Below are 25,640 nucleotides of genomic sequence, written 5' to 3'. Positions count from 1 at the left end.
GACCAACGGGCGGCCCATCGCGCCGGCCGCCCGCCAGGACCGGAGGACAGCACCATCACCGACCAGAGCAAACCGGTATCGGGACCCCCGAAAACCACCGGCCCGTTGCTGAAGCGCGAGGCGCGGCTGGCCTGGGGCCTGTTGCTGCCGACGCTTGCCATCGTGTCGGCGGTGGTGGCGCTGCCGCTGCTGGCGATCTTCTGGATCAGCTTCAAGCCCATCGGGCTGGCGGATCTGCGCCCGCCCGCGCCGGTGGTGCGCGAGGCGCTCCGTGGATCGGATGACAAGCTGCGGCTGGAATTCCGCGTCCGCAATTCGTCGCAGACCGAACCGATATCCGGCGTGACGCTGTCCGACCGGCTGCCCGATGGGCTGCGCGTGGTCACGGCCGATCCGCGCTGTGTCTTCGACGGCGCGGATTTCACCTGTGACCTGGGCGACCTGCAAGGTGGCGCGCGCGACCGGGTCGAGCTGTTCGTGACGATTGAAGGCGATGCCGATGCGGCCGAAAACGCCGCCGAGGAAAGCGCCCCGATCGTTACCGGACAAAGCAACAGCATCCTGACGAATTTCGAATTCACCCTGGACAATTTCAGGCGCATCTTCAGCGGGGACGAGTTCTGGGGCGTCTTCGGGGTGACGGTGTTCTATACCGTCTTCGGCACATTGGGCGCGCTGATCTTCGGCCTGTTCGCCGCGCTGCTGCTGAACAAGGAATTCCGCGGCCAGGGGATCTTGCGGGGGTTGTACCTGTTCCCCTATGTCGCGCCGGTCATCGCGGTGGCCTTTGCCTGGATCATCCTGTTCGATCCGTTCTCGGGCTCGGCCAATGCGCTGCTGCTGCAGATGGGCATCACCGGCTCGGCGATCAATTTCTTCGGCGAACGCCCGCTGGCGCTGATCATGGTCACCGTGTTCGAGATCTGGCGCTATTTCCCACTGTCGTTCCTGTTCATCCTGGCCCGGATGCAAAGCATCGACACCGATATATACGAGGCTGCCGACATGGACGGTGCCTCGCCCTTTCAGAAATTCTGGTATCTCAGCCTGCCGCAGCTTCTGGGGATTCTCAGCGTGCTGTTCCTGTTGCGGTTCATCTGGACGTTCAACAAGTTCGACGACATCTTCCTGCTGACCGGCGGCAATGCCGGGACGCGCACCCTGACGGTCAATGTCTATGAACAGGCCTTCGCGATTTCGAATATCGGCGCGGGCGCGGCGGTGGCGGTGGTGGTGTTCTGCTGCCTGGTGGTGTTTTCGGTCTTTTTCTTCCGATTTGTCAGCCGGGAAGAGGGGCTATGAACCTGCTGCGTCACGGATATGTCACCGGCCCCGTTCTGGGGGCGCTCTGGCTGGTTGTTCTGGCCTTCACGCTGGCGGTGCTGATGTCCTTTACAACCGGCGATCCGTTCCGCCCGGCGCTGCTGATATCGGTGCTGGCCGGGGCGGTGATCGGCGGCGGGGTCGCGGCGATGCGCCCGGGGCCAAGGGGGGCCGCGTTGGCCGCCGGGGCGGCCCTGGCGGCCCTGTCGCTGCCGGGTCTGGCGCCCATCGCCGCCGGTGACGGCGCCGGGGCGGTCTGGCGGATTGCCGGGAACGCGGTGCTTGGGGCGGGCTTTGGCGGGTCGATCCAGATGATCCTGCACGCCCTGCCCGGTGCGGGCGCGCTGACACGGCACGAATTCGAGGATGCCGTGATCCGGTTCCTGACCGGTTTCGGCTATATCTTCTTCACCGCGATTGTCGCCATCCCGTTCTATGTGATGGTCATGACCAGCCTGAAGAACCAGTCCGAGCTGATCCAGAACCCGCTGGATTTCTCGATCGACCTGTCCCGGGGCTGGGGTCTGCTGCGCAGCTATGTCGAGCTGTTCGCCGATTTCAACTTCGGCAGCTATCTGTGGACCTCGTTCTATGTCTCGGTCCTGACCGTGCTGCTGACGCTGGCGTTCTCGATCCCCGGCGCCTATGCGGTGGCGCGGCTGCGCTTCCGGGGGCGGGCTGTGTTCTCGCGGTCGATCCTGCTGATCTATATGGTGCCGATGATTGTGCTGGCGCTGCCGATCTATATCGCGTTCTCGATGACCGGGCTGCGCAACACGATCTTCGGGATCGTCCTGATCTATCCGGTGACCACCATCCCCGTCGCGCTTTACATGCTGCAAGGGTATTTCCGCGGATTGCCGGCCGAGGTCGAAGAGGCCGGGTTGATGGACGGGCTGTCGCGGCTGGCGGTGATCTGGAAGATCACCCTGCCGCTGTCGCTGCCCGCGCTGGCCAGCGTGTCGCTTTATGTCTTCATGATCGCGTGGAACGAATTCCTGTTGGCCTTCATGCTGCTGGACGACCCGTCGAAATTCACCCTGACGCGCGGCATCGCCTCTCTCAACTCGTCCGAGATCCCGCGCCAGCACCTGATGGCCGGGGCGGTGGTGGCAACGGTGCCGATCATGGCGCTGTTTCTGGGGCTGGAACGGTTCATGACCAAGGGCCTGACCGCCGGGAGCGTGAAGGGATGAGCCCCCGCGACGACGAGGCCCGCGCGATCCTGAAGGCGAACGACCGGGGCGGCTATACCGTGCCGACGGCGGGGCTTTACCCCTATCAGTGGAACTGGGACAGCGTCTTTGCCGCCATCGGCTTTGCCACCCATGACATGGACCGCGCCTGGACGGAAATCGAAACGCTGCTGGCGGGCCAGTGGCCCAATGGCATGGTGCCGCATATCCTGTTCCACCGGGTCGATCCCGGCTATTTCCCCGGCCCCGATATCTGGCGGGGGGTGGGGCCGGTGCCGTCCTCGGGGATATCGCAGCCGCCCATCGCGGCGACCTTCGTGCGCTGGCTGCTTGCGATGGACCCAAGCCATGGCGACCGGGCGCGGCGGCTGATCCCGAAGCTGATCGACTGGCACCGCTGGTTCATGACCTGGCGCAACGCGGGCGGCGCCATTTTCGTCACCCACCCCTGGGAAACCGGCCGCGACAATTGCCCCGACTGGGACGCGCCGCTGGCCGCCATCGAACCGGCGGGGATCAACGCATATGACCGCCGCGACACGACCCATGTACAGGCCGGGGAACGCCCGCGCCGCTGGGATTATGACCGCTATCTGCACCTGGTGAAGCTGGGCGCCGATTGCGGCTGGGACGACGCGCATTTGCAGCAGGTCGCGCCGTTCCGCGTGGCCGATCCCACGATGACCTTCACCCTGCTGCGCGCCACCCGCGACCTGCGCGCGCTGGCCGCCGGGTTCGGCCAGCCGACATCCCGGCTGGACCGCTGGATTGACGAGATCACGCGCGGTGCGGAACAGCTGTGGAATGCCGGGGCGGGCACCTATGATTGCGTCGATCTGCGCACGGGCACGCATACCGGCGTGGTGACGAACGCGTCCTTCCTGAGCTGGTATGCCGGGATCGGCGGCGACCGGATGCTGCCGCAATTCGACCGGATCGCGGGACTGACCCGCCATGCCGTCCCGTCGACCGACCCCGCGCATCCCGCCTATGAACCCAAACGCTATTGGCGCGGGCCGGTCTGGGCGATGATGAACATGTTGATCGCGCGCGGCCTGTCCGAAAGCGGCCACCCGAACCGGGCCGAGGCGCTGCGCATCAACACCCGCGACATGATCGCGGAAAACGGCTTTGCCGAATATTTCGATCCCCGCGACGGCGCCCCGGCGGGCGGGCGCAATTTCACCTGGACCGCCGCGATCTGGCTGGCCTGGGCGTCGGACAGCGCAAGGAGGGCAGAATGGGCAGCATAACCCTGGACAAGGTCGAAAAATGGTTCGGCACCCTGCAGGTGATCAAGGGCATCGACCTGGAAATCGAGGATGGCGAATTCGTGGTCTTTGTCGGCCCCTCGGGCTGTGGCAAATCCACCCTGCTGCGGATGATCGGCGGGCTTGAAGAGATCAGCCGTGGCAGGCTTCTGATCGACGGCGCCGACAAGACCGCCGAGCCGCCGTCGAAACGCGGGCTGACGATGGTGTTCCAGTCCTATGCGCTTTATCCGCACATGTCGGTGGCCGAAAACATGGGATTTTCGCTGAAGACCGCCGGCGCCCCCAAGGCCGAGATCGACGCCAAGGTGCACGAGGCCGCCCGCGTGCTGAAGCTGGAACCCTATCTGGATCGCCGGCCCAAGGCGCTTTCGGGTGGGCAGCGGCAGCGTGTGGCCATCGGCCGGTCCATCGTGCGCGACCCCACCGCGTTCCTGTTCGACGAGCCGCTGTCGAACCTTGACGCCGCGCTGCGGGTCGAAATGCGCTATGAGATCGCCAAGCTGCACCAAACGCTGAAGCGGACGATGATCTATGTGACTCATGACCAGGTCGAGGCGATGACGCTTGCCGACCGGATCGTGGTGCTGGAATTCGGCGTGATCGCCCAGGTGGGCACCCCGCGCGAATTGTACGAACGGCCCGCGAACCTGTTCGTGGCGCAGTTCATCGGCTCGCCCAAGATGAACGTGATGGACTGCCAGACCGACGGCGGCCGGTTCACGCTGGCGGGCGGGCGCGGCGGCGCCTATGCCGGGGAACGCCCCGCCGTCAGGCTGGGCATCCGCCCCGAACATATCGGCATCGGCGCCCCGGGCGACGGCATCGCCGACGGCACGGTCGATGTGCTGGAATACCTTGGCGCCGATACGTTCCTGATCGTCGATTGCGGGCCTTTGGGCCGGATCACCGTGCGCGCGGACGGCGATACGCCGGTCCGCGAAGGCGCGCGGATCGGCCTGATCGCCCCGCCCGAGCGGCTGCATTTCTTCGACAGCGACGACAAGGCGATCTGACCGCCGCGCCCCCCCCGCGCGCTAGCGGTCCATGGGAAAACGCGCGGGGTCCTTCAGGTATTCGATGATCGCCAGCTTCTGTTCGTGGGTGAACGGCGTTTCCCAGAAGAAATGCCCGCCATTGCCATTGCCGGGCACGCGGGTATCGAACCGGAACGCGCCGTCCTGCTCGGTGCTGACAAACCCCAGACGCCCGGCATCCAGGGTGCGGTCGCCGATGAAAAAGACCGCCTCGCGCTCGGCCGGGGGCGAGATCACCTGATAGACCGTGCGCACCGACCCGTTATGCAGGTAAGGCCCCGTAGCCCAGACCCCGATCAGCGGCCCGGCCTTCAACGCCCCGCCGCCAAACGGCGGGGCATAGCCGCAGGGCGCAGGCACCGCGTCCGCCGGGCGGTTGCGGGTGCAATCGGGGTGATCGGCGGGCCGCAAACGCCGGGCGCCCCCCGGTCCGCCGGTGGCCAGCGCCTTGTCCACCACCCCTGTGACAACCGCCTGCAACAGCCCCGCCGCCGGCAGCACGGGGGGCAGACCCGCAAGCTCGGCCAGTGGGCCGCTTACCGCCCAGCGCCCGGTGAAGGCGCGGGTATAGGCGGCGTCGGTCTGCGCCACGGCCGACGGGATCGCGCCCACCTTGATGAACGCGGCGCCGGTCAGGTTGTCCGTGGCGGGCGTCATCCGGAAGGGTGGCGCGTTGTGGCATCCCTCGCACCCGGCGGCGAACAGATCGCGGCCCTGTAACGCCAGATCCGCGTCGATGGGGCCCAGCAGATCCTCGGGCCAGGGGGGCGGCGCCAGATCGGAGATCCATGTCTCGTAAAGCTCCAGCGCGGCCCTGTCGGCCGAGGAATCGAACAGCGCCTCGGGGTCCAGCCGGACGGTGCCGAACACCCCCAGCGCCTGTCCCACGTTGCGTGCGAACGGATCGGCGACGGCCAGGTTCCACTGTACGAACTCCAGCCGGTCGGCCAGCCACAGCGGCGGATAGCTGGTCGGCGCACGCGGGGTCGCCAGGTTCGCGGCGATGCCCAGATCCTTGACCGCGATCGCATTGACGATCTGGGTCAGCGCATCCACCCGCCCCGGCCCCGACGGATGCGCCGGGCTGCGCTGCGCCATCTGTCCCGAAAACGCGCTGGCAAAGGCCAGAAAGCGGGGCACGAAATCATCCGGCGCCCCCAGGCCCGCGGGATCGATCGTGCCCAGGGTCTGCATGAACCGCGCCAGCCGCGGCGCGGGCTGCGGTCCGGCGGGATCGTCAAACCGCAACTGGCCCGTGGCGCGCACCGCCTGGGCCAGATCGGTGGCGAAACGGTCGAAATCGAAGCTGGCCGGCGCCCCATCCACCCGCAGCCGCTGCCCGCCCGCGATCACCTCGCCGGTATGGCAGGCCGCGCAGTTCAGCCCGATCTGTTCGCCCGCGCCGTTATCCGTCACCGCCAGCCCGACCGGCAGCCCATGGGGGTTCGCCTGATCGGCGGGCGACGGCAACAGCCCGTAGCGCGCCAGGTTTTCGGGCGCGGCAAAGCGCCCATCGCCCGCCGGATCGTCCAGCGCCAGAAACCACGACAGCGGCATGATCGCGCCGCCCTGGCTGGTGTGATAGAACATGCGGCGGATCTGATCCGGCCAGCCCTGATCCATGACCTGCGCCCTGTCGCTGGCCATGCAGGGGCGGTCGGTCCGCGCCCAGTCACCGGTGTTCAGACATGCCACCACTTCGGCGGTTTCGCGCGCGGTGCGGCGGGTCACGGTGGCATGGGCACGGCCGGACGTGGGCGGAAAGCCCGGAAACCAGCCAAAGGCACGGATGTTCCACCGGTCGAACCGGTCGCCCATCCCATCGGGGCTGCGCGGCAGATCATCGGCCACGATCCCTTCGGCCCCGGCGATCTGCGCGGCCATCGCACCGGGATCGGGCGCGGCATCCAGCGCGCGCCGGGTCTCGGTATGGCAACTGACGCAATCGGTGTTGAAGAAATGCGCGCGCTCGGGATCGGCGATGACAGAGGCGACCTGCGCGGCGCTTTCGGGGCTGTTGGCCCCCGCACCGAACAGGGTGCTGGTCGCCACGCCCGCCGCGCCATCGGGCTGCGGCAGGTTCAGCCCGGGCAGCAGGAAATTCGCCAGACAATCGACCGGCTGACCGTTCCGCGTCAGGCCCGGCGGCACCACCGCGCCATTCTGCGGGTCGTCCAGAAAGCTGAGCATCTGCTGGAAATTCGGGATCGCACCTGTCTGTGCGGGCTGGGCGATGGCGGGGCCGGGAATGGGACGGAACCCGTCGCCGTCGCGTTGCAGCGCCAGGAACACCCAAGGCTCGGGCGCATCAGGCGGCAGCCCCGCCACCGACAGCGCCGACAGGCGGCCAGCGTCCAGATGCGTGTCCAGAAACGCCGCCAGCCGGATGATCAACAGCTCTGCCGCGGCCGGATCGGCGAACGCCGGATGCACCCCCAAGGGCGCGCCATCCGTCTGCACGCCCAGCGCGGCCAGATCGCGTTTCAGCGCCGACAGATCGTCCAATGCCGCCTGAAACGCATCGATGTCGCCCTGGTCCGGCAGCACGCGAAAGGCACATCCGCTGGCCTGCTGTTTCGCGCCCGACACCGGCTGGGCAAAGTCATAGACCAGATGCACCGCCTCGTCCCGGACTGGCGCGGGGTCCTGAAAATTCACCGGCTGCACCACCAGCCGGATCTGCAGATTGCGGCCAAACGGGGCAAAGGCATGGCCCAGCCCCGGCGCGCCCGGATCGATCCGGATCGACGCCACATGCCATTGCGCGCGGCGGTCGGTTAGCAAAGCGGTATCGATCTGCGCCACCGCCGTGGGCAGATCGTTGACCGCCGCAACAGCCGCACCAGCGGCGGTGGCCAGCGCGTCGGGCAGGATCGATTGCGGCACCGGCAAGCGCGGATCGCTGGCGCGCGCGGGTGCCTCGAGCAGGATGGAAACATCGTTGGCGGAAAAAGGTTCGGCGCGCGCAGCGCACGCGAACAGGATGAAGAACGCCGTGAAAATACGTCCCATGACAACCTCTTTAAACAATAAATTTCAGGCGCCTGAATACGGGTGGCGCGGAACCATTAGACCACGAATCGGCCCCCGCTGGCTAGGCACCGGGGTATCGCGGGCATCCGCAACATCCACGCCCCACAGGGATCCGCCACCAAAGTCTTAGACAACAGGGCCGCATCGCGACCGATTTCGTGCTAGGCTGACACCGTTTCCACATCGCGAGGAGGAGCGCGAGATGCTGGAAGAGGCACTTGTCCTGGATTCTCTGGGGCTTCCCATTCGTCATGACAGGCGGACCCATTCGACCGATTGGGACGAGGTGCAGGAATTCTGCAAATCCGTCTATATGCCCTATCGGGTGCGTCCGCTGGAACGGCTGTCGCGCCCCGATGCGACGATGATCTCGGCCAAGGCCGGGCGGGTCACGATGACGCGGTTTTCCTATGGAACCGGCATCTATCTGGACCGCTTCGACCCCGAGGCCGGCAATATCCTGGTGCTGAACACGCTGCGCGGCGCGCTCAGCCACCAAAGCCACGATGCGCCCGCCACGACCCGGGCCGGGGAAAGCTTCGTGGTGGATTGTTCGCGCACCGATTACTGGCTTCAGGGCGACCCCGACCACATGCAGTTCAACCTGACCATCCCCCATCAGGTGATGGAGGAAACGGCCCAGCGCTGGTTCGGCTTCGTGCCCGACGACACGCTCTGGACCAGCCGGATCAAGTTCGGCGGGCCGCAATCGGCCTGGCTGCGGTTGCTGGACTATGCCGCGCGGACGCTCAACGGCCCCGGCCCGGTGCCCGCGGACGGCGCGCTGGGGCGGCACCTGGAAGAGATCATCTGCCTGGAGCTCCTGCGCCAATGGGCCGCCGGGGCGGGTGTGGTGCTGGACCAGGGCGCCCGTTGCGCCGCGCCGCGCTATGTCCGGCAGGCCGAGGAGATCATGGAGGCCGAGGCCCGCGCCGCCCCCACCATCGGCGACATCGCCCAGCGTGTCGGCGTGTCGGCGCGCACCCTGTCGGGCGGGTTTCGGCGGTTTCGCGGGATCTCGCCCCGGGGTTTCCTGATCGCGCGGCGGCTGGACGGGCTGCACCACGACTTGCGCACCGCACCGGCGCATCGCACCGTATCGGACATCGCCGCCGATTGGGGCTTTGCCAATTTCGGCGCGCTGGCCGGGCGGTATCGCGAACGGTTCGGCGAATTGCCCTCGCATACCCGCGCGCGGGCCCGGCCGGGCGGCGACTGAGTTTCCTTCCGGTTTCGGACAGCGGCTGCCGTTTGCGAACAGTGCGCCCCGGCGACGCGCTCTAGGCTGAAGTCCGCGAATGCCAAGGGAGGAAGACATGAGCAATCTGAAAGCGGCCTGCGATGCCGTTCTGAACACAGCCGTCAGCGGCCCGGACCGGGTCCCGGGCGTGGTCGCGATGGTCACCGACCGCGACGGCGACATCTATTCCGGCGCGGCGGGCGACCGGCGCCTGGGCGATGGCGCGATGAGCGCGGATACCGTTTTCGCGATCTTCTCGACCACCAAGGCCATTGCGGGCACAACCGCGCTGCAATGTGTCGAAGAGGGGCTTCTGGATCTGGACGCACCGGCGCGGGATTATGCCCCCGCCATCGGCGCGCTGCAGGTGATCGACGGGTTCGACGACGCCGGGCAGCCCAAGCTGCGGCCGCCGAAAACCGACATCACAACGCGCCAGCTGATGCTGCACACCGCCGGGTTCGGCTATGATTTCTTCAACGAAACCTACAACCGCCTGGCCGAGGAACACGGCCAGCCGTCGGTGGTCAGCGCCAGCCGCGCGTGCATCGAAACGCCGCTGCTGTTTGATCCCGGCACCCGTTGGGAATACGGCACCAATATCGACTGGGTCGGCCAGGTGGTCGAGGGCATTCGCGGCAAGCGGCTGGGCCAGGTCATGCGCGAGCAGGTGTTCGACCCGCTGGGCATGGACGAGATCGCCTTTACCCGCACCGACGCGATGAAGACCCGCACCGCCACGATCCACGCCCGGGGCGCGGACGGGTCGCTGACCCCGATGGACGATTTCGCCCTGCCCGATGCGCCCGAGGTCGATATGGGCGGGCACGGGCTTTATGGCACGGTGCCGGAATACATGAAGTTCATCCGCATGTGGCTGAACGACGGTGCGGGGCCGCATGGGCGGGTTCTGAAGCCTGAAACCGTGGACTGGGCCGTGCGCGGGGCGCTGGTCCCGCCGCAGAAGGTGACGATGCTGCCCGGCGTGATCCCCAGCCTGTCCAACGACGCCGAATTCTTCCCCGGCCTGGCCAAGGACTGGTCCTATACCTTCATGGTCAATGTCGAGACCGCGCCGACGGGCCGCCCGGCGGGGGCGATCGGATGGGCGGGGCTGGCCAACAGCTTTTACTGGATCGACCGTAAGAACGGCTTTGGCGGCTATTGGGCGACACAGATCCTGCCCTTTGGCGATCCGGTCTCGTTCCCGGCCTATCTGGATTTCGAAACCGCCGTCTATCAGGCGATGGAAGCGGCCAAAGCGGCCTGAGATCACCGCCTTTCGACGACAATCGGCGCGGGGGGCGGGCATCGCTTCCCGCGTCGCGCGTTCAAGGAGGAGGCGCGCGATGCAAGATCTGATCGACTATGCCGAACTGCCCGACTGGGTGCCGGGCCGGGTGCTGCTGGCCAGCGACGGGTTGGGATGGAAAAACGTCGCCCTGCGATCCTATCACTATGAAGGTCAGGACGTGATCGTTCCGGCGATGCAGGATTTCATGCTGGTGGGCTATCGCACCGGCGTCACCCCGATGCAGCGCCGGTTCGACGGGCGCTGGACCCGCGAGACGCTGGGGCCCGGCGCGGCGTCGCTGCTGACCCGGGCCCAGCGCGCCTATTGGAACTGGCACAAACCCATCGACGTGACCCATGTCTATCTGTCGGGGCAACTGGTGTCCCAGGTCGCGAGCGAGGTGATGGATTGCGCCGTGACGCAGGTGACGCTGAACGACGTGCTGCGCACCGACGATCCGGTGATGACCCACGCGCTTCAGGCCATCGCCGGCGAGGCCCGCGCCAAAGGCCTGGGCGGGGCGCTTTATGTCGATGCCGTCGCGCGCGGGTTGATCGTGCACCTTTTGCGCCGCTATGCCGCGATCCGCATCCCCCCGCCCGGTTGCGCGGGCGGGCTGACACCGGCCCAGCAACGCCGGATCGTGGATTTCATCGACACCCATCTTGGCACGGCGCTGGACCTGAAGGCGCTGGCCGACGCGCTGGACATGGCACCCTGCCGCTTTGCCCGCGAATTCCGCCGCAGCTTTGGCAAGCCGCCCTATGCGTTTGTCACCGCGCAACGCCTGGCGCGGGCTCGGCACATGCTGGCCACCGGATCGGAACCGATCAAAGCCATCGCGGTCGATTGCGGCTTTGCCGACCAGGCGCATCTGACGCGCATGTTCGCGGCCGCGTTCGGGCAAACGCCCGCCGTCTTTCGGCGGCGGGCGCAGTAACCGGCCCTAGCCGGCGGTGGTGGTTTCGGCCTCGGCCCCGGCGCGTGACATCGCAAACCCGGGATAGCCGTTATCGGCGATCTCCTGGCACTTGGCGCGATAGGTCCCGACGCCGCCGGTATAGGACAGGACCCGCCGCGGTTTGCCCGGCACGTTCGACCCGGTATACCAGCTGTTGGTCCGGGCGATCAGCGTGGCGTTCGCGGTCTCGTCATGGTGGCGGACCCAGTCATCCTCGCCCTCGGCGGTGGGTTCGATCACCGAAACGCCCCGGTCGCGCATCGCCTTGATGCAATCGGTGATCCATTCGGTCTGTTGCTGCAGACAGGTGGTCATGTTGCACAGCGCGGCCGAGGGCGCCAGCGGCGCGCCGGTCATGAACAGGTTCGGGAACCCGTATTTTTGAATGCCCAGCGTGGTGCGGATATCCTTGCTCCACTCGTCACGCAGACGCATGCCATAGCGCCCGGTGATGTCGATCCGCGCCAGCGCCCCCGACCCGGCATCGAACCCGACCGCCATGATGATGACATCCAGCGGATGAACGGTGCCGTCCTCCAGCCGGATCCCCTCGGGGACAATTTCGGCAATCGGGTTGTCGCGGACATTCACCGCCTCGACATTGTCCTGCAGATAAACCTCCAGGTAGTCGGTCTCGAGCGGGACGCGATGGGTGCCGAAACCGTAATCGCCCGGCTTGGGCACCAGGATGTCGATCAGCGCCGGGTCCTTCAGCCGCGCGGTCATCTTCTCGCGGACGAACTGGCTGATTTCGGCGCTGACCTCTTCGTCAAAGAACATCTCGGCGAACGAGGCGAGCCACAGCTTCAACGAACCGTCTGCGTGGATCTCTTCCAGCACATCGCGCCGCTGATCGGGGGTCAGATCGGCCCACTTATGTTCGAAATCATATTCGAACCCCGTAAAGGTGGCGGGCAGGTTTCCCTTCAGCTCGTCAAATCGGGATTTGTACCATTGCGCCTCTTGCGGCCCGTATTTGGGGTTCTTCATCGGCAGCACATATTGCGGCGTCCGGACAAAGACCGTCATGTGCTCGACCACCGGCGCGATGGTCTGGATCACCTGAATCCCCGTCGCCCCGATGCCGATCACGCCCACCCGCTTGCCTTCCAGGTCGATGCCTTCCTTGGGATAGCGCCCGGTATGCACGATGGTCCCGTGGAAGCTGTCCTGACCGGGAAAGCGGTTTTCCAGCGGCGCCGACAACATGCCCGTGCAGCCGATCAGGAACTGCGTGTCATAGCTTTCGCCTGTATCGGTCTGGACCTGCCAGCGCCCGGTGGCGGCGTCGTAATCGGCGCTTGTGACCTTGCTGGAAAAGGTGAAATCCTTGCGCAGGTCCAGCCGCTCGGCGACATAGTGCATCCAGCGCTCGATCTCGGGCTGGCCGGGAAAGCGTTCGCTCCAGGTCCAGTCCTTGTACAGATCCTCGTCGAACAGATACTGATAGATATAGCTTTCGGAATCGAATTTCGCCCCCGGATAGCGGTTCCAGTACCACGTCCCCCCGACATCGGATCCGGCCTCGACGCCATGCACGTCGAACCCTGCCTGCCGCAGCTGGTAAAGCTGATACAGCCCGGCAACACCCGCACCGATCACCAATGCGTCAATCTTCTGGGTCATCTGTTCCTCCCTTGATCAAATAGCCCGGTCACCCGCCGCAAAGCGCGCACGGATGACTTGCAAATCTAGGGAAAGACCGGGCGCGGGTATTGAAGGTTCCGAACCCGTTTTTGAACGAAACCCGCGTCCGGGCCGCTAGCAGCCGCCCAGCGCCTCGCAGATCCGCGAGCGATAGATCTGGTTCGCCACGCTGGTGTCGGCCCCGGCGGGCTGGGGCGCGGCCATCGAACAATCCAGTGTGTAATCGGCGGCCAGCCCCTCGTTGACGCAGGCGCCGATCTCCCACCCCGGGGGGATATCGTTGGGGTCGACCTGTGCCCATTTCGGGTGGCCGCTTTCGCGCAGGCTGTCGAACCGGGTCAGGATCAGATGCACCACATCCGACACCGCCTTGCAGCTTTCGCGGTGATAGAAATTGCGCCCCTTGGCGTATTCATAGGTCATCAGCACCGCCTTGACCGCGACCAGATCCACCGCCTGTTCCTGGAACGGATAGGTGCCCGCCGCGATCCGGGCGGGGGCATAGACCGCGTTCAGAACCGGATCGGTCAGTGGCACCAGATGGAACCGCGCCGCGTCGATGGCAGGATCGGCAAAGATCCGGGCGGGCGCCCCCGCCACGTAAAAGAACCCGTCGATGCTGCCCGCCAGCAGACGTTCCAGCGCGGCATCCGGCCCGATGGTCAGACGCTCGACCGTGTCCAGCCCCGCCAGGTCCAGCACCAGCGACGCGGTCAGGAACGTGCCGCTATCGGCCACCCCGATGGCAATATTCTTGCCCGCCAGATCCTGCAGCGACGTGATATCGCGCCGCGCCAGCAGGTGGACCTCTTCGTTGTAAAGCGGAAAGGCGATGCGTACCCCGGCAATGGCCCGCGCGATGCTGGGATCGTCGGCGGCATAGGTGCGCAGATATTCCAGCACATCGCTTTGCACGATCCCGAACTGGGTAAACCGCCGCTGCCGCACGCCCAGGAAATTCTCGAGCGACCCGGCGCTTTCGCGCACATTCAGCGTCACGCCACAGCTGGCGGCCACATCCGCGATATTGCGCCCGAATTGGATATAGGTGCCCGTCGGCCCGCCGGTCAGCATGTTCTTTTCGAACTCTTGCGCGGCGGCGGGAAGCGCCAGCATCACGAACACCCACAACATGGCGGCACGGCGGAAAAGACGCAGGCATTCGGTCATCGTTCAAGGGCTCCATGCTTGGCCCCGCGCATCGATCAGCACGCGCCAAGGCTGCGGATCAAGGACACAAGGGTCTGGCGATTGATTTGTCCAAAGACGGTCTGCAAGGCATCGGCGGCGCATTGGTTGTCGGCCAGCAATTGCTGCAGCCTGCCGATCTGCGCCCCGGTCGCCGCCTGCAAACCCGGCGCCGCATTCACCGCGCGCGCCACGCTGGCGGGCGAGGGCGGCGGGCGATCGGCCCGGGGGCGCGGGGCCACGGCTGCTGCGGGCGCAGGCGGGTCGGCATCCAAGGTGTCGTATTTCACCTCGACCGCATTCGACAGGCGCATCAGCTCGGCCTCCAGCGCGTCAAGCTCGTCCGCCGCGGCGATGCGCCGGGCCTCTATCGCGTCCGCATCGGCGCGGGCCTGGGCGACAAGCGCCTCGGCCTCGGCCCGGGCGGCGGTCAGGATATCGCGCGCCTCGGCCTGCGCGGCGGCGATGCTGTCCTGCAACCCGGCCAGTTGGGTCTGCGCGGTCTGCTCGACCTCCGCGCGGGCGGCAGTGTCGCGTTCGGCCTCGGCCTGCAAGGCGGCGCGCTGCTGGGTCAGATCATCGACCTGCTGTTGCAGCCGCGCCAGATCGGATTGCGCCGCCACGACACTGTCGCGCGTGACCTGATGATCGGCGTTCAGCGCCTCTGCCGCGGTCAGCGCAGCGGCCAGTTCGGCATTGCGGGCCTCGAGCGCGCCCCTGTCGTCATCGCTTTCGGCCAGGACCTGTTCGGCCTGCGCGACCTGGGCCTGCAACGCATCGCGCTGGGTGGTCAGGCCGTCGATCTGGTCCGTCAACGCCTGCGCCGACTGTTCCAGTGCCACCAGCTCTTCGGTGCCCAGCATCAGCTTTTCCTGCAACATCCCGACCTCGCCCAGAAGCCGGTTCAGCTCGACCCGTGTTGCTTCGCTTTGTTCGTAAAGCGCGTTGCGCTCTTCACGGCCCAGATCCAGCGCCTGCTGCATGCGCGCCAGTATCTGCCATTCTTCCTCTTCCAACTCGCGAATACGGGCGGTCACCTCGCGCAGGGCCTCTTGCGCGGCGTCCATCTCGGACTGCTCGGCGTCCGGTTCAAGCTCCAGTTGTTGTGACAGGAAGGTGTCGGTGGTGAAGTCTTCGGGATCCAGCGCGTCTTCGGGCCGTTCTGTCTGGGCGCGTGCCGGTGCGATGAACAGCAGCGCGAACAATACGAGACTCGTAATCGAGGAACGCAACATCCCCCAAACCCCCGAAAATTTCTTCAAAACAATACCGATAGGGTACGCCCAGAACGGGTTTCGGTCAACTTTCGGCGAATTTCAGCGCATGGCCGGGACCGCTGACGGCGGTGTCATGACGGCTTCACAGGCCCGTGAAAATGGCCCAAACCCATGATTTCAGCACATCCCTGGGGAAAAACGATGCACAACCAGAGCGTGTCAATCCGGGGGCGCGAAAGCCGTAAAAAGGCGGCCGTTCAGATCAGAATCAGGTGGTTGTCCCAGCGAATCGCGTGGGTTTCCTGTGGCGTTTCGCGGCCTGCGGCAAAGCCCGCCACCTGACCGATTCCACTGGTCAGCTCGAACCCCGCACCATTGGGGGCCAGTCCGCAGACATCCTCGATCTCGACCGTGCCCAGCGGCGTTTCAGCCCGCAGGTCGAAGATCTGGCAAAGCCCCCCGCGCGGCGAGGTGATCGCAACCTGCGCCCCGTCGCCCGAGATCGCCACGCTGCCCGCATAGCCCGCCATGCGGGTGTGCGCATCGTCCCCGGCGCGCAGCAACGCGACGGTCCTGTCCCGCCGGCACAGCCCCAACAGCGGCGGATGCGCACCCAGATCCCCCTGCCACTGCATAGCAAAGGCCACCGTGCCGTCAGGGGCCACCGCCAGATGCCGGATCGAATTCTTGTGCAGCTCTGGCTCCAGCGTGATCGCCTGGCGCAGGCCGCCATCGACGCCCAGAAACGCCAGGCTGGGGCGCATCGTGGGGATGTTCAGCTTTGTGCGCCCGCTGTCGGGATGGGTTTCAATCCCGCCATTGGCCACGACCAGCGTTTCGCCATCCGGCATCAGCTTGATATCATGCGGGCCCACGCCGCCCGATGCGAATTCGCCCAGACGGCGATAGCCGCCGCGCGCGTCCCAGATGCCGATGACGCCTTGCGCGGCCTCGAAATCATTCTCGGCGGTGTAAAGCAGCGCGCCATCGGCCGAAAACGCCCCATGGCCATAGAAATGACGGCCATCCGGCGCGGTCAGCGTCGCCTTTTGCTGGCCTGTGACGCAGTCGATCACCAGCGCAAAGGTGCCCGGACGGCGGGCAAAAGCCACCGCCTCGGCCCGGTCGGGATGGGCAGCGGCGGCGTGGCCACGGGCGGGCAGCGGAAGTTCGAACAGAACCCGCCCCCGCGCGCTGAGACCACACAGCACATAGGCGCCCGAGGGTTTCAGACCCGCCGACAGAAAGGCCGGGCTGCCGGCCTCGGCCCATGTGGTGCGGGGGCACAGACCCGCGGCGACGATACCGGCCAGAAAGGAACGTCGATCCGCCATCAGTCGCCGTCCAGCGAATTGAAACCGGCGGCAAATCCCAGCCGCGGCCCCAGATCGGTCGACAGAATCTCGCGGATATGATCGATCGTCTGTTGCAAGACCTCGACCCGCAACCGGCCCTGTGGGTCGGCCACACCGGCCAGAACCGGATCGTCCAGATCCTGTGCCATGACAAGCGCGCGGTCGAAAGCGGCGTCCAGCACCTGGTCGTTGTCCGACAGCAGCGCGGCCAGTTCGCGTGTGGCCTGAAGCGACAGGATCACGTGACGCTGCGAGCGGCCCGACCGGCGTGCCTCGGCCCGGTTCGGGCGGGGGCGGTCGAACGTGCCCATCGGTCGGCCCAGCCGCGTATCGGCGGTGAATTCCAGCGCCGTCGACAGCGCGGTGAAGAATTGCTGTGCGACCTCGGTCTGGGAGCGATAGGTGTCATTGCCGGGCGCGGTCATCAGCGCGCCATAGCCGCCCTCCCAATCCTGCAGGATCGCGGCCGTGTTGGCGGCGATATCGGCGGTCACAGCCTGGATCAGGCTGCACAGATAGACCGGATCGTCACCGGCATTGAACTGTGGGTCATACAGCAGGAATTCCAGCGCATAGAACCCGCGCGCCGCGATCGACACGGTCTTGAACCCGGCGGGCGTGTCGACGATGGGGTCGTGATCGCCGATCAGCTTGCCCAGCGCCTTGGGCGTGGAGCCGCGCGAATCCGGCCAGAAGGCCAGCGCAAAGGCGCGGTCGCCGGCCTCGGACGGGCCAAAGCGCAGATGGCTGACCCCGATCCAGGCATCGAAAGCCGCGCCATAGGCATCGCGCAGCGCCGGGTTCTGCGGGGCGCAATCGGCTTGCGCCGCATCGGCCAACGCGCGCGACTGTTCCGCCAGCGCGCGGTAATGCGGCAGCACATGCCCGGTGACGATCCGGGTCGCGTCGGGCATCTGCGCACCCGCCGCCGATGCCCAGATCAGTGTCAGGGCCATGATCAGAAATCGCATCTTACAAGCTCTCCAGAAAACGCAGCAGCGCGTTGCGGTCTTCGGGCGGCATTTCGACCACCGCGTCGCGATGCGGCTGGGCCTCGCCGCCATGCCACAGGATCGCTTCGAGGATCGAGCGCGCCCGCCCGTCATGCAGGAAATAGGTGTGGCCCGAAACCTGTTCCGTCAAGCCGATCCCCCACAGCGGCGGGGTGCGCCATTCGGTGCCGGTCGCGCGCGCCTCGGGGCGGTTGTCGGCCAGCCCGGGCCCCATGTCATGCAGCAGCATGTCGGTATAGGGCCAGATCAGCTGAAAGCTCTGCTCTGGCTGGTCGTTCAGCCGGTGGGTCACGAATTTCGGATTGTGGCAGGATGTGCAGCCGGTGGTATAGAACACCTCTTTGCCGTGCAGAACCTGCGCGTCGTCCACGTCGCGGCGGGCCGGTACGCCCAGGTTGCGGCTGTAGAAGGTCACCAGATCCAGCCCTTCGGCGTCGATCTCGAACGTGCGGTCATCGCCATCGCCATGCGGCGCGGCGCGGCAGGCGGCTTCGGACGCGGTGCACTCGCCCCAGCCATTCGGGAAATAGGGGTTCGAGATCCCGATATCCCCGGAAAACGCGCCCGCCGATTGGTGGCGCACCGTGGGCGATCCGGCCTTCAGACCGAACCGGCCCAGCATCGGCTGATCGAATTCGACCGACCAGACCACGTTGGGACGGCCCGAAATCCCGTCGCCATCGGCATCGTCGGGATCGGCCAGCGCCAGGATATCGGCGGCCGGTACCGCCTCGAGCAGGCCCAGCCCGATCATCTGCGGCGCGATCCGGGGGCTGAGCATCGCATCGGGATGCAGCGGGCCATAGCCCAGATCGGCGGCGGTATAGGTGGGCGCGCGCAGATGCGCGACCTGCCCGCCCGACAGCGGCACCGCGACCTCGTCATAATCGATCTGAAGCCGGTATTCCGCCGGATGACCGGCCAGGCTGAAATCCTGCAGCTGCTTGCCATAGGTCGGGTCGGGCAGCGTTGCCAGATACCCCTCGATCTCGGCAATGCCATCGTCGGGACCGCCGGGGATCGACACCCGCATGAACATCGAAATCGCGTTGTCATCGGCGCTTTCGGGCGGGTGGCCGCGGCCGTCCTTGATGTGGCAGCGCTGACAGGACCGCGCATTGTAAAGCGGCCCCAGCCCGTCCGAGGCCAGCGTGGATGACGGCGACGACACCCACAGCTTGCGGAACAGCCCGTTGCCGACCTTGAAGTCCAGCTCGTCCTGAAAGGTGATGTTGCCCGATGGCTGCGAAAACGCGTTGGCATCCGGTGTGACCCGCACCGTCGCCGCGCCAGCAGACATCTCTTCGAATTTCTGCGGCGCATCGAAACTGTCGGCCAGGGCGGTCACCGCCGCGATACGGGCGGCTTCCGCGTCTGTGCGTGGCACGATGTTCAGATGTGGTTCTTCCAGAGGCGCAGCGATCGCCGTGGTTCCGGCCACCAGGGCCAGCAGTCCGAGGTTACTCGGCCTCGTCCATTTTCGAAGCGTTAAGCTGCGCATAGTTCTCTGCACCCACACGATCGTGCAAATCAAGTTGTGTCTCGAGGAAGTCGATATGGCCTTCTTCGTCGGTCAGAAGCTCGTCGAACAGATCCTTCGTGACGTGGTCACCGACCTCGTTACAGTATTCCCGTGCCTCTTTATACAAGGCGCGCGCTTCCTGCTCTGCGGCCAAATCGCACTCCAGCGTTTCGCGCGGGGTCTGGCCGATCCGCAGCGGGTCCAGCTTCTGCAGGTTGGGATGGCCTTCCAGGAAGATGATCCGTTCCATCAGCTTGTCCGCGTGGTTCATCTCTTCGATGCTTTCCTCGCGGCTTTTCTTGGCCATGTGGCCCAGGCCCCAGTCTTCCTGAAGCTTGAAGTGCAGCCAGTACTGGCTGATCGCGGTCAGTTCACTGCGCAACGCCCGGTTGAGGTAATCGATGACTTTGCTATCGCCTTGCATTTCTGTTTTCCTGTGTAGCTCCGCGCAGATTGCGGAGGTGCATGGGCACTTCGAGGCTGGGGTTCTGACGCATGGTTCCAAGAAACAGCGGCACACAACCGCCGCAATCGGCGGTTTTTCCCAACGCCCGATAGATCTTACCGGGCGTGATAAGGGTATCAGGGTCCGCTGCCCGCATCCAGTCAATAGCGGAATGGATATCCTGATCGGTGATATTCTGACAGTGACAGACGATCATGGCAGCGAACCCTTGGTTGTTTACTGGAAGACGGCGTCGGGATTATCCAGGCTGTCGGACCCTTCGAAGGCGATGGCATCGACGCCCAGTGCGGACACCACACGTTCGATGCTGCGGGTCTGATCGATCAGCCCGTTCACACCGCCCATGACCAGCGCCTCGCCACCGGCATTGCCGCGTTCCAGCATCATGTCATAGCTGAACCCGGCTTCGGCCGCGGTCTTGATCCGGCCCAGCGCCATCATGGTGGTGGACAGCTTGCCGGTCATCTCGGCGTCCAGCGCGGCGTCTTTGGCCGCGACCAGATCCGACAGCGACGGCCCCGAAACCAGCGACCCGTCGACCCGGACATATTCGCCCAGATACACGTTCTGGATGCCCAGCCCGTCATAGTAATGGCTGTTATGGGTGTTGTCCGAGAAACAGTCATGCTCTTCCTCGGGGTCGTTCAGCATCAGGCCCAGGCGCATCCGTTCGCCCGCCTGCTCGCCATAGGACAAAGAGCCCATGCCGGTCAGGATCGCCACGATACCCGCGTTCTCGTCGGCCATCACCTCGGCACGCGCATCGCCGCCGTCCTGCCATTGGGCGGTCATGAATCCCAGATCCGACACCAGCAGATCGGCCGCCGCCTTCAGATAGGCGCCGCGCCGGTCGCAATTGCCCCCGGTGCAAGCCTCGCCCTGGGCATAATCGGTCCAGGACCGGCTGCCGGCCCCGGCGCCGTGACCGTTCAGGTCCTGACCCCACAGCAGGAATTCGATGGCGTGATAGCCGGTCGCGACATTCGCCTCGACCCCGTCGGCCTCTTGCAGGGTCTCTTCCAGAAGGGCGGGCGTGATCTCGGTCGCGTCGACCTCGGCGCCTGACAGGGTAAAGGTCGGGTGCGCGATCACGTTCAGAACCGCCGCCGCGTTTTCATCGGTCGCCCCGCCATAGCTGGCATCGACGTAATCAATCAGCCCCTCGTCCAGCGGCCAGGCGTTCACCTTGCCTTCCCAATCGTCGACGATGGCGTTGCCGAACCGGTACACCTCGGTCTGCTGATAGGGCACGCGCGCCGCCAGCCAGGCCGATTTCGCCGCCGCCAGCGCCTGGGCCGACGGGGTTGCAACCAGCGCGTCGACCGCCGCCTGCAGGCGCTGCGCGGTGATCAGGCTGTCTTCGTATTTCGCCGCGGCAATATCGGCATAGGTCTCAAGGACCGCCGCCTTGCTGACATCGTCCTGGGCCATGGCTGCGGTGCCGAGACAAAAGGCCACAGCACTCGTGGCAAGGGTCCGGTATTTCATCGCGTCGTTCTTCCTTTTGCGTGATGGTGTGTCGGTGTCGCGGTCCCGCGTGCGGGCGCGATATGTCTGGGCCGGGCTCACTTCGTCAGGATCAGCTTGCCCGCGCGGGTGATCCGCAGGGTGTACAGCTGATCCTGAAGCCGGATCCGCGCCAGATCGCCGCCTTCGGTCAGCGCGGTGGCGTCATGCACCGGCAGGCCCTCGCCGCATCTGATCCCGACCGAGGTCTCGTTGCTCAACATCATGGTCCGCTCCTTCATCCCGTTTGGATCGTTCGATCCGCCACGTGACTCCGGACGCAGGTCTTCTGCCCACGCCCTTTGCAGGTCTGGGTCGTGGCTTGCCCGGGATTCGGTGGCTACTTTCGGATATAGTTGAGTGAATTGATCGGTTAAGTCAATCCGACAATTTTTGTCTGGTACTGATTTATCCGCCCAATCGCGCCACCGCTACGAATTGACGCGGCGGTGGCGGGTGGTGGCCCCGGCCAGGCGGCCGGGGCGAAGGCTTACAAAACGGCTTCGTACAGCGCGCGCAGATTCTCGGCCGTCAGCTCGACCGGGTTGCCGCCGCAGCTGGGATCCTTCAGCGCGCCTGCGACCAGCTTGTCGATATCGGGGTCGGTCACACCCAGCCCGCTCAGCCGTTTCGGGATGCCCAGCCCATCGTTGAACCCGCCGACGAAATCGCAGAACCCGTCGAACCCGCCCGAAATCCCCAGATAACCCGCTGCGCGGTCGAACCGGTCGCGGATCGCCGGGGCGTTCAGCTTCAGCACCGCGGGCATGCAAACCGCGTTCGTCGTGCCGTGATGGGTGTGATGGATCGCGCCGATGGGGTGGCTCAGCGAGTGGATCGCGCCCAGCCCCTTCTGGAACGCGGTCGCGCCCATCAACGCGGCCGACATCATCTGGGCCCGCGCCTCGATATCCGACCCATCGGCATAAGCGCGCGGCAAATAGTCGATCACCAGCCGCATCCCTTCCAGCGCGATGCCCTGGCTCATCGGGTGATAGAACGGGCTGGAAAACGCCTCGACGCAATGGGCAAAGGCATCCAGCCCCGTGCCTGCCGTGATCGCGGGCGGCATGCCCACGGTCAGGTCCGGGTCACAGATCACCACCGCAGGCAGCACCTTGGGATGAAAGATGATCTTCTTTTCCTGCGTGACCGAATTGGTCAGAACGGCGGCGCGACCGACCTCGGACCCGGTTCCGGCGGTGGTCGGCACCGCCACGATGGGGGCGATGGCATCGGCATCGGCACGGGTCCACCAATCGCCGATATCCTCGAAATCCCAGACCGGCCGCGTCTGTCCGACCATAAAGGCCACCATCTTCGCCAGATCCAGACCCGAGCCCCCGCCAAAGGCGATCACCCCGTCATGCCCGCCAGCCTTGTAGGCGGCGATCCCGGCTTCCAGGTTGATCTCGGTCGGGTTCGGATCGACATCGCAAAAGATCGCCCGCCCCAGCCCGGCGCCGTCGATCACCGCCAGCGCGGTTTCCGTCACCGGCAACGGTGCCAGCCCCCGGTCGGTGATCAGCAGCGGCTTGGAAATCCCCGCCTGCGCACAGGCCTGGGCCAGTTCGGCAATGCGCCCGGCGCCGAACTTGATCGCGGTCGGATAGGACCAGTTTCCAACGAGTGTCATGAGGTAACCTTTTTCAGATGATAGGATTTGGGCCGCGTCAGGTTCTGATAGCCGATGACAGACAAGCCGCCGCCGCGCCCGGTATTCTTGCACCCGGTCCAGCACAGCCCCGGGTCCAGGTAATCGGCCCGGTTCATGAAGACGGTGCCGGTCTCGATCCGGTCGCCCACGGCGATGGCGCGGTCGATGTCGCGGGTCCACAGGCTGGCGGTCAAGCCGAATTCGCTGTCATTCATCAGCGCGATGGCCTCGTCATCGTCCTTGACCGGCATGATGCCCACGACGGGGCCGAAGCTTTCGTCGCGCATCACGCGCATGTCATGCGTGACCCCTGTCAGGATCTGCGGCGACAGATAGGCGCCGCCGTCATCCTCGGCGAAGGTGTCGATATGGGCCGTGGCGCCCATCGCCAGCGCCTCGTCGATCTGGGCGCGCACCTCGGCCGCGAAACGCACATGCGCCATCGGGCCCAGCGTGGTTTCGGGGTCCAGCGGATTGCCCAGCTTGTAGCCTTTGACGATCGCGACCGCTTTCGCGACGAAATCGTCGAACAGGCTTTCATGCACATAGATCCGTTCGATCCCGCAGCAGCACTGGCCCGAGTTGAACATCGCCCCGTCGATCAGCGTTTCGACCGCCGCGTCCAGATCGGCATCCTCCATCACATAGCCGGGATCCTTGCCGCCCAGCTCGGTCCCAACGCCGGTGAAAGTGCCCGCCGCCGCGCGCTCCATCGCGGCCCCGCCGCCGACCGAGCCGGTGAAGTTGACGAAGTCGAACGCGTTTTCCGCAATCAGGTCGGTGGTGGTGCCGTGATCCAGGAACAGGTTCTGGAACACATCCGCCGGCACGCCCGCCGAATGGAACGCATCGGCCATCCGTTCCCCCACCAGCAGCGTCTGGGTCGCGTGTTTCAGCACCACGGTGTTGCCCGCGATCAGCGCCGGGGCCACCGTGTTGATCGCCGTCATATAGGGGTAATTCCACGGCGCCACGACCAGCACCACGCCATGCGGCACCCGCTTGATCATGCGTTTGAATGTCGCGTCCTCGCCCACCTCGATGGGGGCCAGGGCGTCTTCGGCGATGGCGGCCATGTGGCTGGCGCGTTCGTTGAAACCGCCAAATTCCCCGCCATAGCGCACCGGGCGGCCCATCATCTGGGCCAGTTCCGGCACGATTTCATCGTTCAGCGCCCCCACGGCGGCCACCCCGGCCATGACCAGCGCGATGCGGTCGGCCAGCGGGCGCGCGGCCCAGTCCGCCTGGGCGGTGCGGGCCGCCGCGATGCGGTCGCGGGCGGCGGGGATGTCCAAAGCCGCGCGTTCGGCAAAGACCGACCCGTCAATGGGCGAGATACAGCGCAACAGGCTCATGCTTTTTCAAATCCTCTGGCAATTTCATAGTCGGTGACGACACGGTTGAACTCTTCGATTTCCCATTCCGCCGCGCGGGCGTAGTGGGCGACGGCCTCGGCCCCGAAAGCTTCTGTCAGCATCTCGGACCCCAGAAGCGCCGCGCGCGCGTCGCGCAGGGTGCGCGGCACATGGCGGTCGGCGTCGTCGGCATAGGCGTCGCCGGAAAACGGCGCGGGCAGCGGCAGCTTTTCGGCGATCCCCTGAAGCCCTGCCGCCAGCATCGCCGCCGTCGCCAGATAGGGGTTCATGTCCGCCCCCGGCAGGCGACATTCGATCCGCACGGCCCGGGTACCATCGCCACACAGCCGGAACGCCGCCGTGCGGTTGTCGACCGACCAGACGATCTGCGTGGGCGCAAAGGTGCCCTTGGCGAACCGCTTGTAGCTGTTGATATAGGGCGCCAGGAAATAGGTGTATTCGGCCGCGTATTTCAGCAGCCCGGCGATGTAGTGGTCCATCAGCGCCGATTTCCCCAGCGGCCGGTCGGGGTCAAAAAAGGCATTCGCGCCGTCCTGCCACAGCGACTGGTGCACATGGGCGGCGCTGCCCACGCGGGACTGGTGCCATTTCGGCAGGAAGCTGGCCGCGACCCCGTGCTGATGCGCGATTTCCTTGATCCCGTGCTTGGCCAGCGTGTGGTGATCGGCGGTGGCCAGCGCATCGGCATATTTGATGTTCAGCTCTTCCTGACCGGCCTCGGCCTCGCCCTTCGACCCTTCGACCGGCACCCCCATCTTGCGCAGATGGTTGCGGATCGGGCGCATCACGTATTCCTCTTTCGAGGTCTGAAGGATGTGATAATCCTCGTTATAGTTCGAGATCGGCTTCAGATCGAAACCGCCACGCGCGATCTCGTCATGGGTGCCCTGAAACAGAAAGAACTCCAATTCGGTCGCGGTCACCGGGGTCAGCCCCATCGCCTGCGCACGCGCGATCTGTGCCTTCAGCAACTGGCGCGGGGCAAAGGGGATCGGGTCGTGGCTGTGATGGTCCAGGATATCGCACAGGCACATCGCCGTGCCCTCCAGCCACGGGACCGGGCGCAGGGTGCTCAGGTCGGGCTTCATCACATAGTCGCCATAGCCCCGCTCCCAACTGGTCGAGGCATAGCCATCGGGCGTCGCCATCTCCAGATCCGTGGCCAACAGGTAGTTGCAGCAATGCGTCTCGCCCTCGGCCACCTCCAGGAACGCCTCGGCATGGAAGCGTTTGCCCATCAGCCGGCCCTGCATGTCGATGATACAGGCCAGAACCGTGTCGACCGCGCCCTTGGCGATCTGCGCTTTCAACTCGTCATATGTCATGGGCACCTCTTGG

The 25,640-nt window shown here is 65.8% G+C and carries 21 protein-coding genes; 7 read left to right on the top strand and 14 right to left on the bottom strand.

Annotated features, from left to right (window positions below; translation table 11 throughout):
- Positions 1-105: 105 nt before the first annotated feature.
- From CLM60_RS05050 to CLM60_RS05035, 4 genes are read left to right on the top strand one after another with little or no spacing between them, the layout of a single operon-like run.
- Complete coding sequence (locus CLM60_RS05050; RefSeq protein WP_245848218.1) at positions 106-1,302, top strand: sugar ABC transporter permease; 1,197 nt, start codon at positions 106-108, stop codon at positions 1,300-1,302.
- Entirely contained in the window at positions 1,299-2,519 is a 1,221-nt protein-coding gene (locus CLM60_RS05045) for a carbohydrate ABC transporter permease (RefSeq protein ID WP_095588084.1), read from the top strand. The genes CLM60_RS05050 and CLM60_RS05045 overlap by 4 nt, the downstream gene beginning before the upstream one ends.
- On the top strand, positions 2,516-3,772 hold the full coding sequence (locus CLM60_RS05040; RefSeq protein ID WP_095588083.1) for an MGH1-like glycoside hydrolase domain-containing protein: 1,257 nt from the start codon (positions 2,516-2,518) through the stop codon (positions 3,770-3,772). The genes CLM60_RS05045 and CLM60_RS05040 overlap by 4 nt, the downstream gene beginning before the upstream one ends.
- Complete coding sequence (locus tag CLM60_RS05035; RefSeq protein WP_095588082.1) at positions 3,760-4,806, top strand: ABC transporter ATP-binding protein; 1,047 nt, start codon at positions 3,760-3,762, stop codon at positions 4,804-4,806. The genes CLM60_RS05040 and CLM60_RS05035 overlap by 13 nt, the downstream gene beginning before the upstream one ends.
- A gap of 21 nt (positions 4,807-4,827) precedes the next feature.
- Here the strand turns inward: CLM60_RS05035 and CLM60_RS05030 are convergent, their stop codons facing one another.
- Complete coding sequence (locus CLM60_RS05030; protein ID WP_095588081.1) at positions 4,828-7,839, bottom strand: di-heme-cytochrome C peroxidase; 3,012 nt, start codon at positions 7,837-7,839, stop codon at positions 4,828-4,830.
- 223 nt (positions 7,840-8,062) lie between these two features.
- Between CLM60_RS05030 and CLM60_RS05025 the strand changes: the two genes are divergently transcribed.
- The 3 genes from CLM60_RS05025 to CLM60_RS05015 all read left to right on the top strand — a co-directional run bounded on the left by CLM60_RS05025 (position 8,063) and on the right by CLM60_RS05015 (position 11,334).
- Entirely contained in the window at positions 8,063-9,079 is a 1,017-nt protein-coding gene (locus tag CLM60_RS05025) for an AraC family transcriptional regulator (protein ID WP_095588080.1), read from the top strand.
- Positions 9,080-9,176: 97 nt separating this feature from the next.
- On the top strand, positions 9,177-10,370 hold the full coding sequence (gene acmB / locus CLM60_RS05020) for a methyl acetate hydrolase AcmB (protein ID WP_095588079.1): 1,194 nt from the start codon (positions 9,177-9,179) through the stop codon (positions 10,368-10,370).
- Positions 10,371-10,449: 79 nt separating this feature from the next.
- On the top strand, positions 10,450-11,334 hold the full coding sequence (locus CLM60_RS05015; RefSeq protein WP_095588078.1) for a helix-turn-helix domain-containing protein: 885 nt from the start codon (positions 10,450-10,452) through the stop codon (positions 11,332-11,334).
- 6 nt (positions 11,335-11,340) lie between these two features.
- Here the strand turns inward: CLM60_RS05015 and CLM60_RS05010 are convergent, their stop codons facing one another.
- The 13 genes from CLM60_RS05010 to CLM60_RS04950 form a co-directional block, all read right to left on the bottom strand.
- A complete protein-coding gene (locus CLM60_RS05010; RefSeq protein WP_095588077.1) occupies positions 11,341-12,981 on the bottom strand; it encodes a flavin-containing monooxygenase in 1,641 nt (546 codons plus the stop codon).
- A 135-nt stretch (positions 12,982-13,116) separates the two neighbouring features.
- Complete coding sequence (locus CLM60_RS05005; protein WP_245848217.1) at positions 13,117-14,172, bottom strand: TAXI family TRAP transporter solute-binding subunit; 1,056 nt, start codon at positions 14,170-14,172, stop codon at positions 13,117-13,119.
- A gap of 35 nt (positions 14,173-14,207) precedes the next feature.
- On the bottom strand, positions 14,208-15,395 hold the full coding sequence (locus tag CLM60_RS05000) for a coiled-coil domain-containing protein (protein WP_095588076.1): 1,188 nt from the start codon (positions 15,393-15,395) through the stop codon (positions 14,208-14,210).
- A 269-nt stretch (positions 15,396-15,664) separates the two neighbouring features.
- Complete coding sequence (locus CLM60_RS04995; RefSeq protein WP_095588075.1) at positions 15,665-16,741, bottom strand: DUF1513 domain-containing protein; 1,077 nt, start codon at positions 16,739-16,741, stop codon at positions 15,665-15,667.
- A complete protein-coding gene (locus tag CLM60_RS04990; RefSeq protein ID WP_095588074.1) occupies positions 16,741-17,733 on the bottom strand; it encodes an imelysin family protein in 993 nt (330 codons plus the stop codon). Before CLM60_RS04990 ends, CLM60_RS04995 begins: the two co-directional genes overlap by 1 nt.
- A gap of 1 nt (position 17,734) precedes the next feature.
- Positions 17,735-19,276: a di-heme oxidoreductase family protein gene (locus CLM60_RS04985; protein WP_095588073.1), complete on the bottom strand. Its 1,542-nt coding sequence runs from the start codon at positions 19,274-19,276 to the stop codon at positions 17,735-17,737.
- A complete protein-coding gene (gene bfr / locus CLM60_RS04980) occupies positions 19,236-19,721 on the bottom strand; it encodes a bacterioferritin (RefSeq protein ID WP_095588072.1) in 486 nt (161 codons plus the stop codon). The genes CLM60_RS04985 and bfr overlap by 41 nt, the downstream gene beginning before the upstream one ends.
- Positions 19,708-19,959: a (2Fe-2S)-binding protein gene (locus tag CLM60_RS04975; protein ID WP_095588071.1), complete on the bottom strand. Its 252-nt coding sequence runs from the start codon at positions 19,957-19,959 to the stop codon at positions 19,708-19,710. Before CLM60_RS04975 ends, bfr begins: the two co-directional genes overlap by 14 nt.
- 20 nt (positions 19,960-19,979) lie before the next feature.
- Positions 19,980-21,251, bottom strand: coding sequence for an imelysin family protein (locus tag CLM60_RS04970; RefSeq protein WP_095588070.1), 1,272 nt, complete (start codon positions 21,249-21,251; stop codon positions 19,980-19,982).
- 77 nt (positions 21,252-21,328) lie between these two features.
- On the bottom strand, positions 21,329-21,493 hold the full coding sequence (gene hemP, locus CLM60_RS04965; protein WP_176473807.1) for a hemin uptake protein HemP: 165 nt from the start codon (positions 21,491-21,493) through the stop codon (positions 21,329-21,331).
- A gap of 266 nt (positions 21,494-21,759) precedes the next feature.
- Positions 21,760-22,905 carry an iron-containing alcohol dehydrogenase gene (locus tag CLM60_RS04960; protein ID WP_095588069.1) on the bottom strand — a complete coding sequence of 382 codons (1,146 nt, stop codon included), beginning with the start codon at positions 22,903-22,905 and terminating at the stop codon, positions 21,760-21,762.
- Positions 22,902-24,281, bottom strand: a complete 1,380-nt coding sequence (locus CLM60_RS04955) for an aldehyde dehydrogenase family protein (RefSeq protein WP_095588068.1) — start codon at positions 24,279-24,281, stop codon at positions 22,902-22,904. The genes CLM60_RS04960 and CLM60_RS04955 overlap by 4 nt, the downstream gene beginning before the upstream one ends.
- Entirely contained in the window at positions 24,278-25,627 is a 1,350-nt protein-coding gene (locus tag CLM60_RS04950) for a glutamine synthetase family protein (protein WP_095588067.1), read from the bottom strand. The genes CLM60_RS04955 and CLM60_RS04950 overlap by 4 nt, the downstream gene beginning before the upstream one ends.
- Positions 25,628-25,640: the final 13 nt, after the last annotated feature.

The organism is Actibacterium ureilyticum, from assembly GCF_002285435.1.
Lineage (GTDB): Bacteria > Pseudomonadota > Alphaproteobacteria > Rhodobacterales > Rhodobacteraceae > Actibacterium_C > Actibacterium_C ureilyticum.
Note: the sequence above shows the minus strand (reverse complement) of the source record. Positions and strands in the feature narration are given on the sequence as shown.